The sequence below is a fragment of the Haloferula chungangensis genome (assembly GCF_042664875.1).
GTDB classification, from domain to species: Bacteria; Verrucomicrobiota; Verrucomicrobiia; order Verrucomicrobiales; family Akkermansiaceae; genus Haloferula; species Haloferula chungangensis.
Genome location: NZ_JBHTBS010000007.1, coordinates 219,829 through 237,961 on the forward strand (window position 1 = coordinate 219,829; position 18,133 = coordinate 237,961).

The window sequence follows — 18,133 nt, forward strand, 5'->3', positions numbered from 1 at the left end:
CTCTTTCCTAAAGCTGATGCGCGTGTCGGAGCCCCGTAGCGCAGCAGTCGAAAAATCGGGGCACATCGGAGGGAAAAGCGATCAACCAAACTAACCAAACCATTAACCAGTATGAGCACCGCAGTGCTTGAAAACACCAACCAGGAACTCAACGATCTCATTGATTCGAAGTTCCGTGAGTTCAAAGAAGGCAGCATCGTCCACGGCACGATCATCGAGATCCGCCCGCAGGTGATCCTCGTCGACATCGGCTACAAGTCCGAAGGCACCATCGCCGTCTCTGAATTCGAAGACGAGGAAATCGAAGTGGGCGACGAAGTCGAAGTCCTCCTCGAAAAACTCGAAAATGATGAAGGCATGGTCGTCCTTTCCAAGGAAAAGGCCGCCTACAAACAGAACTGGGACAAGATCGTCAAAGTCTACGAAGACGGCGGACTCGTTCGCGGCAAGGTCAAGGCAGTCGTCAAAGGCGGACTCACCGTCAACGTCGGCGTCGAAGCATTCCTTCCCGGCTCCCAGGTCGACATCATCCCACCAAAGGATCTCAGCGAATACGTCGGCAACGTCTACGAATTCAAAATCGTCAAGGTCAACGACGAGCGCAAGAACATCGTTCTTTCCCGCCGCGAGGTCATCGAAGCCGAGCGCGCCGAACTCCGCCAGCGCTTCCTTCAGACCGTCAAGGTCGGCGACCGCGTCACCGGAGCGATCAAGAACATCACCGACTTCGGTGCCTTCGTCGATCTTCAGGGCATGGACGGACTCCTTCACGTCACCGACATGTCGTGGGGCCGCATCAATCACCCATCGGAGATGCTCATCATCGGCCAGTCCGTGGATGTCATCATCCTCGACGTCGACCGCGAGAAAGAGCGTGTTTCGCTCGGCCTCAAGCAGATGACCGAAAACCCATGGGAAGACATCGAACGCAAGTTCGCGATCGGCACCAACGTCAAAGGCAAGATCACCAAACTCCTTCCTTACGGCGCATTCGTCGAAATCGAGAAGGGCGTCGAAGGTCTCGTCCACGTCTCCGAACTCTCCTGGGTCAAGCGCATCACTCGTCCGAGCGATGTTCTCGAACTCGATCAGGAAATCGAAGCCGTCGTGCTCGGCATCAGCATCGAAGAGCAGAAGATCTCCCTCGGAGTTCGCCAGCTCGAGCCGAATCCATGGGACGAAATCGAAACCCGCTACCCGATCGGTGCGACTATCAAGGGCCCTGTCCGCAACCTCACCGCCTATGGCGCCTTCGTCGAACTCGAAGAAGGCATCGACGGCATGGTGCACGTTTCCGACATGTCCTGGACGCGCAAGATCAACCACCCCTCCGAAGTCCTCAAGAAGGGCGACGAAGTGGAAGCGATCGTCATCTCCATCGACAAGGCCAACCAGCGTGTCTCGCTCGGCTGCAAGCAGCTTGAAGACGATCCATGGAGCCTCATCGACGACCGCTTCAAGGTCGGCGACCTGGTCAAGGGCACCGTGGCGAAGATCGCTTCGTTCGGCGCATTCGTCAGCCTCGACGGCGACATCGACGGCCTCATCCACATCTCGCAACTCAGCGAAGACCACGTGGAGAAGGTCAAGGACGTCATCAAGGTCGGCGACGAAATCGAAGCCCGCGTGATCAAGGTCGACAAGGTCGAGCGTCGCATCGGACTTTCGATCAAGGCCGTCAGCTACTCCGAGGAAGACCTCAAGAAGGAGAGCGCCAGCTTCGAAAGCCTCAAGCCATCCTCCGAGATGGTCGGTCTCGAGCAGGCCTTCAACCTCGCCACCGCAGCGGCCGAGGAGTGGAGCCCGACCGACGAAGCCGACGACGAGAAGTAATTCTCGAGTCCATTCATTCCCAAGCCGGACCCGCGAAAGCGGGCCCGGCTTTTTTATGGCCATATTCGAGAAGTGCCAGGGAGAGCCAGAAGTCCCATTCTTCCCATTCTTCCCATTCTTCCTATAGGACTTATGGGAATTATAGCACCTAGTTCTCGGCCAGCCGGCGCCTCCGCCACCACCCCACCCACACCAGGAACCCCGCGGAGCTCAAGGCGCCCACCAAATAGCACACCAGCTGAATCGTCTGCGTCGTGATCAGGGGTCGCGTCTCCTCCGGATAAATGATCTCAGGAAAAATCATCTCTCCTGTCCTCCAGGCATACGCGCCGGCTGCCAAACCCGCCAATTCCGTGATCACGATCAACCCGGCCACCACTTTGAGCATCCGTTTCACCGGCATCTTCGGCCTCGTTCCCGCGCGGCCCACGAACACCGCCGCCAAGCCTAACAGCAAGCCCGGACCAATCGACGCCTTGAACGCCCAAGCAAAGGCCAGCAGTGTCAGGTTTGTGTTTTCAATCCCCCACACCGGCGCATGGTAAACCGTGAAGTGCTCCGGCGCGATCCGGATCAAGTACTGGTCGTGCAGGACACAGTAGAGGAACACCTCAAGCCAGATCCCGCAGGTGATCGCGTAAACCACCGAACGTCGCTCGCGGAGCATGCTACCCGTCAACCATTTCATCGTTCTCGAACGTCCCACAAATGCGCCTCATGCACTCACAAAAAAACGCCCGGCCGCTTTCGAGCGGACGGACGTTTTGGAAAACTCGGAAAGTTGGATTCCGAATCAGGCGCCAAGCTTTGGTTTGCTGACGCGGCGCACGGCGCCGAAACGCTTTTGGAACTTGTCGATGCGTCCTTCGGTATCGACGAACTGCTTCTGACCAGTGAAGAACGGGTGGGAGTCGGAGGTGACACCCATCGAGATCACGTTGTATTCCACACCGTCGATCGTTTCCTTCTTCTCAGAAGTCTTGGTCGAGGTCGTGATGAACTTGGTGCCCGTCGTCATATCGACGAAAATGGCGGGATGGTTTTCGGGATGAAGATCCTTTTTCATGGCGGTAGGAGAAAAACGCCACGTTCCAACGCGGCGGGGAGCGGGAGAATGCACGGCAAAATCCGGCTGTCAAGCCACCAAGCCCTGAATTCGAGCGCCTTTCCGAGCTCCTCACGCCACAACCCAGCTTCCGGGCAGCCCGCCAAACCCGCGGCTCGGCTCCCGCCCGATGCGACTTTTCCCAACCCTCAACAGGCAAGACTTCAGCCGTCCGTATCAGTAAGTCGGCAGGTTGTCTTCGTGACTCGGATCCGAACTGTTGAAAGGCCTACCGTGGGCCTTGTTTTCCATGCCTTCTCCCAGTTGGCGGAAATCGCGTCCCATGCCAATCATGGTGTTGCATGAGCTCAGGGCGAACAGGGCAAGCATTGCGAGCGCAACTTTCTTCATACGCCCAAGCCCATAGCCTCGGCACTGGTCGGGCGCAATCCCGAATAATCAGGAGCCCTTAAGTTCTTTTCGCAGATCGGTCAGCCGTTGGCGCAGGAGAAAAACCTCATCCCTGAGCGATTCCAGCGCCCTCTCCTTATCGTTGTCCGATTCCAGCTCGATCAAGTGGCGGCAGGCAGCCAGCGCCTCATTCAGCCACTGCTGGCAGCGCTTCAGGATTGCCAAAATGTAGCCGGTCTCGCGCTCATAGGTGCCATTGAGGGCTCCGGCCAGCTTGGCAGCCACCTTAGTCAGGGCCGAGGTCAGCTCACAGGCGTCCGGAATCTCCCGCGAATCCTCCCTTACCAGGTCATAGGAGCGCATCGCGAGTTCATGGGCCTCCAGCTGCAGCGGATGGGCTTTGAAAGGATCATCATCCTCATCCATCCAGGATTCGGACTCCGGCTCATCGTCCTCCTCGCTGTCCTCATCCAGCCAATCCGGACTCACCGATCCCTTGCCTTCGGACTCCGCTGCCATCGCCTCCAGGAGTCCGTCCCATCCCATCACAAAGGCCTCCTTCTGCTCGGCGTCCGGATCGTCCATGTACTTCTCCAGCACCTCCTGGTAGGCATCGGTCAGCCGGTCGGACTCCTTGAGGCGCTCCTCCCATTCGAATTCATCATCCTTCGGCCTGCCCCCCTCGGGCGTTGCCGGACGCCGGCCGATAACGCCCTCGAGGAAATCCCGCATCGCCTGCAGATTCGCCAGCTTCTGCGCTTCTTCGGCGTCCGAGTCCATTCGCCATTCGTTGTCCGAGAGCTCCAGTTCGAAATCCGTGGTCTCGATCACCACCCGCCCATCCACATCACTGAACCACTCGAGGTAGAGGCTGTTTTTCCAGACCAGCGGCACATCTTCGCCCGCGTCGCAGCGGGCTGCGAACTCGTCGAGCGGACAATCCGGCACCTTGGCCTTTCTCGAAGCCGTCATGTCACCGACCACCCCCTTCTGGATCCGACTGAGCTCTTCGCCAGCCCCTCGGCGGGGGGCCTGATTCCGAAACTTCAAGCGAGCTCCAGCCAGATCCCGCCAGCAGTCCCCGACCAAATCCAGCGTGACCGGCTCTGACCGACCGAGCAGCCAAAGCCACCCGGTAGTCTTACCTTCCTGCGTGTTGTCGATCTCGCCGCGAACGAGCACTTCATCGATGCGATGGGCCACGTCCTCGATACTCGGATTTCTGAACCCGTGCCGTCAATTCCCGTTGCCAATTTCCCCCTCACAATGTCCGCAAAACGACCGTCTTCTCGTAAACTTTAACTTCTTGAAGCATTTCCCGCCCACCGTAGGCTCCGCGCGAAAGCCGCCATGCCCGCAGAACCGACTCCTTTCCAATTCGCGCTCCTGATCTTCGTCGTGATCATGATCTTCAACCTGATCATCTTCATCCACGAACTCGGTCACTTCTGGGCCGCCAAATGGCGTGGCCTGAAGATCGATCGCTTCCAAATCTGGTTCGGCAAACCGATCTGGAGCAAGACCATCAACGGCGTTCAGTATGGCCTCGGCTGGATTCCAGCAGGGGGATTCGTCGCGCTCCCTCAAATGGCCCCAATGCAGGCCATCGAAGGAGATAACCGCGAGGAAAGCGAACCACTTCCACCCATTTCCCCGCTCGACAAGATCATCGTCGCCTTCGCCGGTCCGCTCTTTTCATTCCTCCTCGCCCTCACCGCCGCCTGCGTGATTACGGTGGTTGGTAAGCCGCTCGAAACCGTCCCGACCACCACCATCGGGTGGGTCGAAGCCGGCAGCCCGGGCGAAGACGCCGGTCTCAAACGCGGTGACAAGATCCTCGCCATCGATGGCCAAACCGTCGACACGTGGCACGGCACGAACAACAGCGTCGTCATCCGCACCGTCACGGGTCGCAACGACCAACTCACCTACTCAATCGAGCGACCGGGCGTCGGTCCGATGGAAATCGTTTCCGAGTTTGAAATCCCGGAAACGGCCTGGTGGCAACGCCGCGCCACCCGCCAAGTCGGCATTTCTCCCATGAGTGGGCCGGTGGAAATCGTCGCCATCACCGGTGAAAACGCGCCGATTGAAAATGCCGGCCTCAAGGTTGGCGACACCATCCTGTCCTTGAACGGCACCGAAGCCTTCACCCCAAGGCAGGTCACCGACCTCATCGGAAAGAACGGCGAGAACCCTCTCACCATCGTTTACCGCCCGAAGGGCGAAAGCAGTGAGAAGACCGCAACGGTCACCCCCGTCAAACCGCTCAATCCGACGCCCGAAATGGATCGCCCCATGATCGGCGCGCAGTTTGGTTCCAGCGGAGAGCTCAAGGAGGAATGGGTTCACCCCGGCCCATTCAAGCAAATCAAGGAGACCCTCGAATCCATGTGGCTCACCATCACCAGTGTGGCGTCCCCGAATTCCAGCATTGGCATCCAGCACCTCAGTGGTCCCGTTGGCATCGGAAAGATTCAGTACTACACCCTGCTGATGGATTACCCACTCAACCGCATTCTCGGGTTCCTGGTGCTGATCAACATCAACCTCGCGATCCTCAACATGCTCCCCTTCCCGGTGCTCGATGGCGGACACATCACCATCGCCATGATGGAGTCCATCGCCAAGCGACCAGTGAATTTCAAGGTCCTCGAGACCATCCAGCTGATCTTCGTATTCCTGCTCTTCAGCATCATGATCTACGTCACCACCAAAGACATCCCCGACAACTTCGGCATGGGTGGCGGAGGCGGTGGCAAGCCCACCAAGATCGTCTTCCCCAAGCCGGCCGAGTAAATCACACGCCGCCCACCTGCCGTACGGCTTCGTAGAGCACGATGCCGACCGCGGTGGAGAGATTCAGGCTGCGCGTGCCGCCTTCCTTCATCGGTATCCGCACGGCCTGCTCACCCGCCTCGTGGATCAGGCCTTCCGGCAATCCGCGCGACTCACATCCGAATACCAGGTAGTCGCCATCGCGGAACTCCGCGTCCCAGTGGCTCCGTTGGGCCTTGGTGCTTAGAAACCAGAAGCGAGCTCCCGCATCAGCCGCGATGCGCAGCTCATCGAAGCTGTCCCAGACCCTCAGGTCGACGTCCTTCCAGTAATCGAGCCCCGTGCGACGCACGTGCTTATCCTCGAGGGAAAAGCCCAGCGGCTTCACCAGATGGAGCCGCGCCCCCGTCGCCAAAGCCAGCCTCCCCGCCGCCCCCGCATTATGCGGAATCTCCGGCTCGATCATTACAACATGCAGCATAGCTCAATCTCAATTTTTCCAGCTTTCCAGCTTCTCAAAAAAAGTGCTCCCACCCCCCGCTCAGCTCGCCACCTTCATTTGTTAGAAAACCGATCTTCGTCAAGTTCGCGAATTCTTCCGGCCACTCCTTCAACCCCGCCTCCCACTTCTGCGGCGGGATCGCGACCAGCAACTCATAATCCTCCCCATCCCCCACCGCCTTCTCGAGCGATGATCCCCGCGTTCTCGGAACCCATTCGGAATTCACTTCAAATCCACACCCGCTCGCCTTCACCAATCTCGGCAAATCCTTCGCCAAGCCATCGGACAAATCCATCATCGCCCGAGCCCCCATCCTTCCGAGCCACTGCCCCTCTAACAACCGGGGGGTAAAACTCAGATGCTTGCCGGCGATCGATCCACCCAGGCGCCCGGTCACCGCCAGCACATCGCCCGGCTTGCCTCCCGACCTCAGAACCAATTCGCCGCGCGCCACGCTCCCCTCACCGGCCACCGAAATTACCGCTGCCGATCCTTCCGGAACGGCCGTCGTCTCACCGCCCGACAACACCCCACCGTGCGTCTCCAGACAGCGCCGGATCCCCCGATAGAGCCCCTCCACCCACTTCACCGGCGTCTCCGGCGGCAAGGCCACCGTGACCATCAGATACTCCGGCCTGCCACCCATCGCCGCGAAGTCACTGAGCACCCGCGCCACCGCCTTCCAGCCGACTTTGGCAGCCGCCGCCTCCGGCAAAAAGTGCACTCCTGCGACGATCGCATCCGTTTTCAATAGCCGCAGCCGACCGCGCCCCGGATCCACCACCGCACAGTCATCACCCGGACCCGTGTGCAGATTTCCCGACGGAAAACCCTTGAGTAACTTTCCGATCAGGGCGTCCTCACCGATGTCCCGCAAGCACTTCATAATCCCGGATCCTGGAGCAATCCGTACTTGATCGCAAGCTGAGCGCCCACCGTCGCCCCATTGAACAGAGCATGAATCCCAATCGGCGCCCAGATCGACCCCGTGAATTCATATGCCAAAGCCAGAAGCACCGCCAGGATGAAGAGCGGCACCAAGGCCATCGCATTGTGATGGATCACCGCAAAAATCAGCGAACTGAAAACGATCGCCTCCACCCGGCCGATGTATCGCTTCGCCACCGGATAGAAGTATCCCCGGAACATCACCTCCTCTGTTAGAGGCGCAATCACCACCGCCATCACGACCAGGGTTCCCAGCACCAGCGGGCTGTCCGTTTCCGAAAACGCCTTCACCACATCCTGCTTGCCATCATTCCCTAGCAGCCCTTGAAGCCATTCGATGAAGCCCAGCATCTGCAATGCCCCCAGCACCGCCCAGGTGAGCAGCACGCCGACGATTGCAATCGGGAACACCAACGGCCACATCGGCCAGCGCAAGCCAAGCCAACGCGATGGATTCTGCCGCCACGCGACAAAGCCGATCACCAGCGTCATCAGGAACAGCTGCATCATGATCGTGATCAAAGCCATGCTGAAGGTGACCTTCACCTCGGGTTGCGGCCCCATGAACATCGGCAGCAGATAGATCATCGCGATGAAGCCTGCCAGAAGCAGGTCATACCAGTTGTAGATTCCCGAGGAAACCCGCCACCACCCAGGCGTCATCGGACCCGACAAGGGCGGCGGAGTTTGCGCTCCGGCCCAGCTCGATCCCGGAGCGTAAGGAGTCCAGGTCTCCGGAAGCGGCGGCGGCCCCACCGCCTCATCATTCACATCCGGCGGGCTGATCGGCTCGGTCAGCGCCTGTTGAGAAGCGCCCACTACCCGCTGACGCATCCAGCCGAAAACAAACACGACCACAGCCAGGAGCAAAGCCCCCAACACGATCCAGAAACCCACATCATTCGGCATCGCGCGGACTTTGCGAAGCTACGCCCCCAGCGGCGAGCGGAAATGGCCGGCGACCCTGAATTAGTGACTCACTCCAGAGCTCCCAAAGCTTGCAGGATCAGCCCGGAAACGCAAATCTCCGACTATTCAATCATCCCATCCAAGTCCAAATCGCTGCCACCCACTGCTTCGGTGCCGCGTTCCCGCCGCCCGGTGGCGAGCGATCACTCTCGCGTCTGGCGCTTGGATTGGGACCGAAGCTGGCCGGGGTCTTTCCCAAAGAGCCGCGCTCCACGTCGATGACACGACGGCCATCAAAAATCCAGAATGGATTGTCTCCCATGCCTCGCTCCCTTAGCAACAGCAGTAGCCAAGCCCTCCCCTCTAAGTAAGGAACCCATACCACTTATCTCAAACCCATGAGTCACGAGACTTTCAAAGCTCCAGAACTGGAACATCTTGCGGAACTCCTCCCAGCCTATGACTTCGAGTCATTCATTGCCCAAGGTGGCATGGGAGCCGTCTACAAAGCGACTCAACGATCCCTCGATCGCACCGTTGCCATCAAGATCCTCCCCCGTGAGTTTGGAGAAGACCCCGAGTTCCGCGAATCCTTCGAGACCGAGGCCAAAGCCATGGCCAAGCTCAATCACCCGAACCTTCTTGGCGTCTACGACTACGGCGATATCGAGGGCATGCCCTACATCGTCATGGAATTTGTCGACGGCAAATCCCTCTACCACTCCGCTTGGAACAAGGTCATCGAACCGGAACAAGCCATCCAGATCGTTCGCGGCATCTGCGAGGGACTCGGTCATGCCCACGAACACGGCATTCTCCATCGTGACATCAAACCAGCCAACATTCTACTCAACTCAAAAGCACAACCCAAGATCGGCGACTTCGGCCTCGCCCAGCAAACCGATGCGGCTGGCACCGGCGAAGTTATGGGCACCCCGGGCTACGCCGCCCCCGAGCTCATCCACAGCCCGGACCAGGCAGGCATCGGCACGGATATCTACGCCGTCGGGATCATCCTCCACGAGCTCATCACAGGCCAGCGACCCGATCCCCAGGGCATCGAGAAACCCGAGCCCTCCGGAGACCGCGGACTTGATGCCATCTGGCAGAAGGCCACCGATCCCGTGATCTCCAAGCGCTACCAATCCGCTGCTGAAATGGCCGCAGCCCTTGCCGCCTGGAAACCCAGCGCCGTCAAGTTGGCCACCGGCGGAAATCCCGCTCCTCGCTCACTCGTCGTCGCACCTGCGCCAAAAAACGCGTCCTCTTCCACCCCGGCCAAGCCGGGCACCGCGCCTGCCAGATCAAGCAGCGCACCCGCCGGCGCGGGCGCATCCCGACCCGTTCCCCAACTCGTCGTTCCTGAAGGAACCAACTGGTCCCTCGCACGCAACATGCTCATCATCGCCTTCCTGATCGCGGTGATCGGCTTTGGCTTCAAAATGCTGCAACGCGCCAAGAAAAACAGCACCTCAGAAAGCGATGCCGCCAAGAAGGAGCTCTTCGAGAAGAAGCAAAAAGCGGCAGCCGAGCTGAAAAAGCAGGAACTCACCAGCACCACGGACAGCACGCCAAGCACCCTTCCACCGTCCAGCCCAGCCAGCTCACCCGCCACGACTTCTCCGACTTCCGACCCGAAACCACCCGTCACCCCTCCACCCGTCACCGAAATCAAGGAGTCTCCTGCCGAGTCCCTCGCACGACTCAAGGATGACCTCGCCAAGGGCAATCGCGACGAAATGCCCAAAGGCTCGAAACGCCGGGGAACCAACGACTACTTCATCGTCGAAACTCCCATGACCTGGTACGCCGCCCAGGCATTCGCCGAAGAACACGGTGCCCAGCTCGCCATTCTCGAATCCAGCGAAGAACTCACCTGGCTTTCCCAGATCCTCCCGGACGACATCAACGTCTGGCTCGGATCCGGTCGCGCCGAACGCAATTCCTGGGTCGACAACGATGGCTCCGACTGGTCCCTCGAAGAGGAACCCAAGGGCGTCGGCTCCTTTGCCACCCTCAACAAACTCGGCATTCTCCGCGCCGGCAAAGTCACCGACAGCCTGCCCTTCGTCATCCAGTGGCATCGCGATGGCAGCAACCCGGGCACCCTGAAAACCATCCTCGAGCGCACCCGCGAAACCCTCGATACCCCGAACCCCATCTACCCACCCGGCACCATCTCGCTCGGGGCACGCCAAATCCTCTTCCTCCCGCTACCCGTCAACCGCAGCGAAGCCGAAGCCCTCGCCAGCATCGCCTCCGGCATCCTCGCCGTGCCATCCAGCCGTGAGGAAATGGGCTGGATCGAGGACCAAAGCGAATCCCTCGAAGCCTCCGCCGGCTACTGGCTCGGCGGACAGCGCAAAGACGGTACCTGGACCTGGGACAGCGGTGAAGCTTGGGAAAAAGCAAAGTGGATCGACGACAGCGAGCCCACCGACGGCGGCGACGCCTTGATCCTCATTCCCGGAAAAGGCTGGAGCAACGCCGACCCATCAGCTCCCGCCGCCGGCCTCGTCATTGAATGGAGTCGCGACGCCTCGACCGAGTAGGCCTCATCCCTCGTTGCGCATGAAATCCGCAACCTGAAAAAAGAATGCCTCCAGCATCGCCCGAAGCTCATCGGGCACTTCGGTTTCCACCATCGCGGCGGACATCAGCGCCACCCAGCGGTCACGCTCCGTTTCGCCGATCGAGAACCCCGCATGGCGCATCCGTAAGCGCGGATGCCCGCGCTTAAACGTGTACGTCGGATCACCTAACAAGCGGAATTTCAGAAAGTCCCGCAGACGCTCCTCCGAGCCCTCCCAATCGCCCTCCGGATACATCGGTCCGATCAGATCGTCCGTTCGCACCTTCTGATAGAAGGCCGCCACCATCGTTGCGATTCCCTCCGCTCCCAATTCCCGGGCCACCTTCACTTCAAGCGTTTCCACGCCTCCGGCATAGCCTCATAAAACTCCACTGGCAACCCTTCGACTCCCGCTTAGTCTTTCCCCGTGCCCGCCAGGAAATCCACCAACTCCCAAGCTCCAGCCTCCATCCAGATCCGAGGTGCCCGCCAGCACAACCTCAAGGACGTCGACATCGACATCCCCCTCGGCCAGCTCACCGTCGTCACCGGACCCTCCGGCTGCGGAAAATCCTCGCTCGCCTTCCACACCCTCTACGCCGAAGGCCAGCGCCGCTACGTCGAAACCTTCTCCCCCTACGTCCGTCAGTTCTTCGACCGCATGGACAAGCCCGATGTCGATCGCATCGACGGCATCCCGCCCGCCATCGCCATCGAGCAAAAGAACACCATCCGCACCTCGCGTTCGACTGTCGGCACGCTCACGGAAATCAACGACTACCTGAAACTCCTCTTCGCCCGTGCCGCCATCGGCTACGACCCAAAAACCGGTGAAGAAATCCGCCCCGACTCCCCCGAGTCCGCCGCTGCCTGGACCCTCGAAAACCTCGATGGCCAGGCCGTCCTCATCACCTTCCCCGTCCCGATCCCGGTGGAAACCAAAACCGAGGACCTCTTCCCCTTCCTCAATCAACAAGGCTACCTCCGCATCCTCACCCCAGGCGGCGAAGTTCTCCGCACCGACGAAGAGCCAGCCACCATCTCACATCTACCATCCACCATCTCGGTCATCCAGGACCGCATCACGGTCTCCCCAAAAAGCCAAACCCGCCTTCTCGAAGCCCTCGAAGCCGCCTTCACCCTTGGCAAAGGCCTTGCCTCAATCACAAATCTCAAATCTCAAATTTCCCGCGCCTTCAGCGCCACCTGGACCAACCCCGCCACCGGCCACACCCTCCGCGCGCCCACCCCCGCCCTCTTTTCGTTCAACAACCCGCTCGGCGCCTGCCCCGAATGCCGAGGCTTTGGGAAAACCATCGGCCTCGACCTCGAGAAATCCGTCCCCGACCCCTCGCTCTCCATCAAACAGGGAGCCATCAAGCCCTTCCAAGGCGAACGCGGCGAAGAATGCCAGCGCGACCTCGTCCGCAACTGCAAGGAACGCGGCATCGACATCACCCTCCCCTGGTTCGAACTCGAAGAGGACATCCAGGAATGGATCTACTATGGAGACCGTAGGAGCGACGACCCCGAGGCCCTCGAAGAGCTCTGGCAGTCCGGCGGATGGTATGGCGTTAAAGGATTCTTCGACTGGCTCGAAACCAAATCCTACAAGATGCACGTCCGCATCTTCCTCAGCCGCTACCGTTCCTACACCGCCTGTCCCGCCTGCCGAGGAAAGCGCCTCCAACCCGAAGCCCTTTGCTTCAAGATCAACGGCAGAACCCTTCCCGACCTCTGGCAACTTCCCGTCGCCGAGCTTCTTCCTTTCTTCCAACCACTTCTCACTTCTCACACGGCACCCGGCACTCAGGACCCCTCCCTGAAACTCATCCTCACCGAGATCACCAACCGCCTCGACTACCTCGACCAGGTCGGCCTCAGCTACCTCACCCTCGACCGCCCCGCCCGCACCCTCTCTGGCGGGGAAATCGAACGCGTCAACCTCACCGCCTGCCTCGGTGCCTCTCTAACAAACACGCTCTTCGTTCTCGACGAACCGACCGTCGGCCTCCACGCACGCGACATCCAGCGCCTCGTCGGCATCATGCACAAGCTCCGCGACCGCGGAAACACCCTCGTCGTCGTCGAGCACGAGGAGACCGTCATGCAGGCCGCCGACAACCTCATCGACCTCGGCCCCGCCTCCGGCGAGAACGGCGGCACCATCTTGTGGAGCGGCGGCATTCCCGCAGGCGGATCTCGCAAGCGCGACAAAGAAGCAGTCGGCACCCTCCCGTGGCTTAGCGGCGAGAAATCCATCCCCACGCCGAAAACCCGCCGCCCGCCCACCGACCAGAGCATCGAGGTCAAAGGAGCCACCCTGCACAACCTCAGGAAGCTCGACGTCACCATCCCGCTCAAGCTCTTCGTCTGCATCACCGGCGTTTCCGGCTCGGGAAAATCCACCCTCGCCCACGCCGTCCTCCATTCCAACCTCTGCAAGAAACTCGGGCTCCCCCTCGGCGAAGACACTCCCGCGCCCATCCGAGAAATACTAGGTTCCCAGTACCTCAGCGAAGTCCTGCTCGTCGATCAGTCACCTCTCGCCCGCACTCCTCGCTCCACCCCAGCCGTTCTTCTGGGTGCCTTCAACTTCATCCGCCAACTCTTCGCTCAGGAACCCGCCGCCCAGGCCCGCGGCGCCAATGCCGGCTATTTCTCCTTCAACTCCGGCGACGGCCGCTGCGACCGCTGCGCCGGGGCCGGCAGCGAGAAAGTTGAAATGCAGTTCCTCTCCGACCTCCAGGTCACCTGTCCCGACTGCGCCGGCCGTCGCTACAAGCCCTCCGCCCTCGACATCACCTACTTCGGGAAATCCATCGCCGACGTCCTCGAACTCACCATCGACCAGGCCATCGACTTCTACGATGACCGCAAAGGCCTCCGTGCCTCCTCCAAAAAACGCCACCGCCAGATCCGCGAAATCCTTAGCCCGCTTTCCGAGGTCGGCCTCGGCTACATCAAACTCGGCCAACCGCTCAACACCCTCTCCGGCGGCGAATCCCAGCGCCTCAAACTCTGCCAGATTCTTTCCAAATCCCCTAATAACCCCAAAGCCGACAACCAATCCGCTCTGCTGATCCTCGACGAACCCACCACCGGCCTCCACTTCTCCGACATCGAGCGCCTGTTAGGCGTCCTCCAGCGCCTCGTAGACAGCGGCCACTCGCTCGTCGTCATCGAGCACAATCTCGACGTCATCAAATCCGCCGACTGGATCATCGACCTCGGCCCCGAAGCCGGCACCTACGGCGGCCAACTCGTCGGCGAAGGCCCACCCGAACACATCGCCACCCTCAAAACCGAAACCGCCCGCTACCTCAAAGGCAGCATCAAGGGGAGCAAGGGCATTCCTGCCCTGTCTTCAACCAAACGCGGCAAAGCCGCCAATCCCCCACTTCTCACTTCTCACTCGGAACTCGGCACTCCCGCGCAGCGGGCCTCCATCTCCCTGAAAGGCGCTCGCGAACACAACCTCAAGAACATCTCCGTCGACATCCCGCGCGACCAACTCGTCGTCATCTCCGGCCTCTCCGGATCCGGAAAGTCGACCATCGCCTTCGACATCCTTTTCGCCGAAGGCCAGCGCCGTTTCCTCGACTCCATGTCGACCTACGCCCGCCAGTTCGCCGAGCAGTTGGAAAAGCCTGACATCGACCTCCTCGCCGGACTCCCTCCCACCGTCGCCATCGAGCAGCGCATCTCGCAGGGCGGCATCAAATCCACCGTCGCTACCGTCACCGAAATCTGGAACTTCATCCGCCTGCTCTACGCCAAACTCGGCACCCGCTATTGTCCGGACTGCGATGTGCCGGTCGAAAAGCAATCCATCGCCGCGATCGAGAAAACCATCCGCACCTACCTCAAAAAGGGCCCCATCTCCATCCTTGCCCCCATCATCCGCGGCCGCAAAGGCTACCATACCGACATCGCCGAGTGGGCCCTCAAACAAGGATATACTAAACTCCTGGTAGATCGGCAGTTCAAGGAAGCCGAAGGCTTCGAACGCCTCGCCCGTTTCAAGGAGCACGACATCGACGTCGTCGTGGCCGAGGCTTCCCGCCTCGTCGCCGAATCCACCATCTCCCATCTAACATCCGCCATCACCAAGGCCCTCGACCTCGGAAAAGGCACCCTCCGCCTGTTCACCCCCGACAAGAAATTCATCCTTCTCTCCACCGAAGCCTCCTGCCCGTCCTGCCACACCTCCTTCGACGAGCTCGACCCCCGACTCTTCTCCTTCAACTCCCCTCACGGCTGGTGTCGCGAGTGTCGTGGTCACGGAAAGGTCCCCAAAAAGCGTCATCATCTCGACATCTCACGCTTCGACTCGGTGCTCGCCGCCGAGATCGATGCCGACCGCAGGGTCTCGCGCATGGATCACGAGGAACTCGTGGTCTGCCCCGCCTGTCACGGCGCCCGCCTCAACCCCGAGTCCCGAGCCGTGCGGCTCGGTTCCAACAAGCGCAACGCCATCGCCATCGCCGAGCTCTCAAACCAGACGGTCATCGAATCCTCCGCCCACTTCGCCAAACTCAACTTCACCGACAGCCGCCAGAAGCTCATATCCCGGGACATCCTGCCCGAGGTCACCCAGCGCCTCGCCTTCCTCGAACACGTCGGCCTCGGCTACCTCCAGCTCGATCGCTCCGCCAAAACCCTCTCCGGAGGCGAATCCCAACGCATCCGCCTCGCCGCCCAGCTCGGCTCGAACCTGCGAGGCGTCCTCTACGTCCTCGACGAACCGACCATCGGCCTTCACCCACGTGACAACGAAGCGCTGTTAGACACCCTCATCGCCCTCCGCGACCGGGGCAACTCGCTCGTCGTCGTCGAGCACGACGAAGACACCATCGCCCGCGCCGACCACCTCATCGACCTTGGTCCGGGGGCGGGAAGACTCGGAGGTGAGATCGTGTATCAGGGACCGCCACCGGAAGTGCCAAGTGAGAAGTGCCAAGTGAGAAGTGGAAAGACAAAGACCTCCACCAAACGCGGCGCAGCCGCCAAAAAAGCACTTCTCACTTCTAACTCGCCTGCCCGCCATAGCCTTGGCGACGGCGGGGCACTCGGCACTCCTGCCCAGCAGGCCTCCCCCACCTACCAAGCCCTCGTCAACCCCATCGCCCACCCCATCCGCGGCCAGCGCCGCAATGTCCCAAAGAATCACAAGCGCCTGAAACTCACCGGCTGTCACGCCAACAACCTCAAGAACATCGACGTCTCCATTCCTCTCGCCCGACTCAACGTCCTAACAGGCATCTCCGGTTCGGGAAAATCCTCCCTCATGCGTCAGTGCGTCGCCACCGCCGCCGACGCAAAGGACAAATCCAAAAAGCCTTTCAAAAAGGCCACCGGCTTCAACGCGATCAAATCCTGCTACATCGTCGACCAATCGCCGATCGGCAAGACCTCGCGTTCCTGCCCCGCCACCTACGTCAAGGTTTTCGACGACATCCGGAAGCTCTTCGCCCAGCTTCCGGAGTCCCGCATGCGTGGCTACGATGCTTCGCGCTTCTCCTTCAATACCGGCGACGGACGCTGCCCCGACTGTGAAGGGAATGGCCGCATCAAACTCGAAATGGACTTCCTGCCCACCACCTGGGTTCCCTGCGAGACCTGCGATGAACTCCGCTACAACCCCGCCACCCTCGAAGTCCGATTCCGCGAAAAGAACATCGGCCAGGTCCTCGCCTTAACCATCGAGCAAGCCGCCGAGTTCTTCGAATCCCAGCCGCGGATCGCCACCCCACTGAAGCTCCTCGCCGACACCGGCCTCGGCTACCTCCAACTCGGCCAGCCTTCCCCCACCTTGTCCGGCGGTGAAGCTCAGCGCATCAAGCTCGTCTCCCAACTCATCAAAGGCCGCTCCGCGAAAGCCCAACTCACCAACAAGGCCCTCAAGGCCACCAATCTCTACTTGATTGAAGAGCCCACCGTCGGGCTCCATCTGGATGATGTTAGAAAGCTCATTGATGTCCTTCACCGACTCGTCGAAGAGGGCCACACCGTCATCGTCATCGAGCACCACATGGCCGTCGCCGCCGAAGCCGACTGGATCCTCGACCTCGGTCCCGAAGCGGGCGAAAACGGCGGCACCATCGTCGCCCAGGGCCCGCCCGAAAAAATCGCCCAATCCAAACGCTCCGCCACCGCCCCCTTCCTCAAGAAGGAGCTCGCTCACAAGGATTCGTAGTTCCCCCTTTAGGGGGCCGAAGTGCCAAACAGCGCCGTTTTTTCCCTTATGACCTCCCACCTTGACCACGAAAGCAGTGCGCACTACTTTTGTGCAATGAAGAACATCACCCTCAGTGCTGATGAACGGACCATCGAGCTCGCCCGCCAGGAGGCCCGCTCCCGAAATACCACGCTCAACGCCCTCTTCCGCGAGTGGCTCCACGACCTCGCCGCCCGCGACGAACGCCGACAGAGAATTTCAAAACTCATGGAGGACATGAAGCAGTATGACCTCGGTGGGCCCTACACTCGGGACGAAATGAACGAGCGATGAGCGCCCCTTCATCCTACTTTCTCGACACCAACATTCTCGTCTACGCCTTCACCGAGCAGGACGAGGAAAAGAAGCAAATCACCCAGCAACTCATTCACGACGATCAGCCTTGGCTGATCAGCTGGCAGGTGGTGCAGGAGTTCTGCTCGGTTGCCCTACACAATCGAATCCAGGCTCTTCCAAAGGATGTCACTGAGACGCTTATCGAACTTCTACTTGGCCCGAGGTGCCGCGTCTTCCCATCCCCGGCGATTTGGCAAAACGCTATCGGCATCCATGCGCAAACCCAATACCGCTTCTACGATTCCCTGATCGTCGCCGCCGCCATGGAAGCCGGCGTCGCGACCCTCTACTCGGAGGACCTCCAACACGGTCGACGCTTCGGCCAAATGACCATCGCCAACCCCTTCCTCTGAGCTCCCTCGATTTAGTCAACTGGCTTCGCTAGTGATAAAATCCGGGCGGAGTTCAATTTCAAAATCCACGAAGCTCAAACTTACCTCTCCGTCCTATCAAACAAGGGAAGACCGGAGAATCCGTCGAAATGATCGTGGAGACATAGAAATCTTATGTCTACCCCCACGCTTGTCCCACCCTACGGGTTAGGATTAGGTTCTTAAC

Annotated in this window: 14 protein-coding genes; 6 read left to right on the forward strand and 8 right to left on the reverse strand. The window is 60.2% G+C overall.

Features of this window, described 5'->3' with window-relative positions:
* Positions 1-111 precede the first annotated feature (111 nt).
* Positions 112-1,833 (forward strand): 30S ribosomal protein S1, encoded by a 1,722-nt coding sequence (gene rpsA / locus ACFQY0_RS14365; protein WP_379713633.1) that lies wholly within the window; start codon positions 112-114, stop codon positions 1,831-1,833.
* Positions 1,834-1,981: 148 nt separating this feature from the next.
* Here the strand turns inward: rpsA and ACFQY0_RS14370 are convergent, their stop codons facing one another.
* From ACFQY0_RS14370 to ACFQY0_RS14385, 4 genes are all read right to left on the reverse strand, one after another.
* Positions 1,982-2,521: a hypothetical protein gene (locus tag ACFQY0_RS14370; RefSeq protein WP_379713635.1), complete on the reverse strand. Its 540-nt coding sequence runs from the start codon at positions 2,519-2,521 to the stop codon at positions 1,982-1,984.
* A gap of 105 nt (positions 2,522-2,626) precedes the next feature.
* Entirely contained in the window at positions 2,627-2,899 is a 273-nt protein-coding gene (locus ACFQY0_RS14375) for a type B 50S ribosomal protein L31 (protein ID WP_379713637.1), read from the reverse strand.
* Positions 2,900-3,115: 216 nt separating this feature from the next.
* A complete protein-coding gene (locus tag ACFQY0_RS14380; RefSeq protein WP_379713639.1) occupies positions 3,116-3,289 on the reverse strand; it encodes an entericidin in 174 nt (57 codons plus the stop codon).
* 48 nt (positions 3,290-3,337) lie between these two features.
* Positions 3,338-4,492: a hypothetical protein gene (locus ACFQY0_RS14385; RefSeq protein ID WP_379713641.1), complete on the reverse strand. Its 1,155-nt coding sequence runs from the start codon at positions 4,490-4,492 to the stop codon at positions 3,338-3,340.
* Positions 4,493-4,639: 147 nt separating this feature from the next.
* On the opposite strand from ACFQY0_RS14385, the gene rseP reads away from it, so the two are divergent.
* Complete coding sequence (rseP, locus tag ACFQY0_RS14390) at positions 4,640-6,088, forward strand: RIP metalloprotease RseP (protein ID WP_379713643.1); 1,449 nt, start codon at positions 4,640-4,642, stop codon at positions 6,086-6,088.
* A gap of 1 nt (position 6,089) precedes the next feature.
* On the opposite strand, the gene ACFQY0_RS14395 is transcribed toward rseP, so the two are convergent.
* From ACFQY0_RS14395 to ACFQY0_RS14405, 3 genes are read right to left on the reverse strand one after another with little or no spacing between them, the layout of a single operon-like run.
* Positions 6,090-6,548 carry a tRNA (cytidine(34)-2'-O)-methyltransferase gene (locus ACFQY0_RS14395; RefSeq protein ID WP_379713645.1) on the reverse strand — a complete coding sequence of 153 codons (459 nt, stop codon included), beginning with the start codon at positions 6,546-6,548 and terminating at the stop codon, positions 6,090-6,092.
* A 34-nt stretch (positions 6,549-6,582) separates the two neighbouring features.
* Complete coding sequence (locus tag ACFQY0_RS14400) at positions 6,583-7,455, reverse strand: thiamine-phosphate kinase (RefSeq protein WP_379713647.1); 873 nt, start codon at positions 7,453-7,455, stop codon at positions 6,583-6,585.
* On the reverse strand, positions 7,452-8,426 hold the full coding sequence (locus ACFQY0_RS14405; RefSeq protein WP_379713649.1) for a CPBP family intramembrane glutamic endopeptidase: 975 nt from the start codon (positions 8,424-8,426) through the stop codon (positions 7,452-7,454). Before ACFQY0_RS14405 ends, ACFQY0_RS14400 begins: the two co-directional genes overlap by 4 nt.
* 398 nt (positions 8,427-8,824) lie before the next feature.
* Here ACFQY0_RS14405 and ACFQY0_RS14410 point away from each other — a divergent pair, with 398 nt between their 5' ends.
* Complete coding sequence (locus ACFQY0_RS14410; RefSeq protein WP_379713651.1) at positions 8,825-10,978, forward strand: protein kinase domain-containing protein; 2,154 nt, start codon at positions 8,825-8,827, stop codon at positions 10,976-10,978.
* 3 nt (positions 10,979-10,981) lie between these two features.
* On the opposite strand, the gene ACFQY0_RS14415 is transcribed toward ACFQY0_RS14410, so the two are convergent.
* On the reverse strand, positions 10,982-11,362 hold the full coding sequence (locus ACFQY0_RS14415) for a globin domain-containing protein (RefSeq protein ID WP_379713653.1): 381 nt from the start codon (positions 11,360-11,362) through the stop codon (positions 10,982-10,984).
* A gap of 63 nt (positions 11,363-11,425) precedes the next feature.
* On the opposite strand from ACFQY0_RS14415, the gene uvrA reads away from it, so the two are divergent.
* Genes uvrA through ACFQY0_RS14430 form a run of 3 tightly spaced genes read left to right on the forward strand, consistent with a single transcriptional unit; the run spans position 11,426 to position 17,928 of the window.
* Positions 11,426-17,197: an excinuclease ABC subunit UvrA gene (uvrA, locus tag ACFQY0_RS14420; RefSeq protein ID WP_379713655.1), complete on the forward strand. Its 5,772-nt coding sequence runs from the start codon at positions 11,426-11,428 to the stop codon at positions 17,195-17,197.
* 48 nt (positions 17,198-17,245) lie between these two features.
* The gene (locus ACFQY0_RS14425) at positions 17,246-17,512 is read left to right on the forward strand and encodes a hypothetical protein (protein WP_379713657.1); all 267 of its coding nucleotides are present in this window, start codon (positions 17,246-17,248) and stop codon (positions 17,510-17,512) included.
* Positions 17,509-17,928, forward strand: a complete 420-nt coding sequence (locus tag ACFQY0_RS14430; RefSeq protein ID WP_379713659.1) for a PIN domain-containing protein — start codon at positions 17,509-17,511, stop codon at positions 17,926-17,928. The genes ACFQY0_RS14425 and ACFQY0_RS14430 overlap by 4 nt, the downstream gene beginning before the upstream one ends.
* The last annotated feature ends 205 nt before the right edge of the window (positions 17,929-18,133 follow it).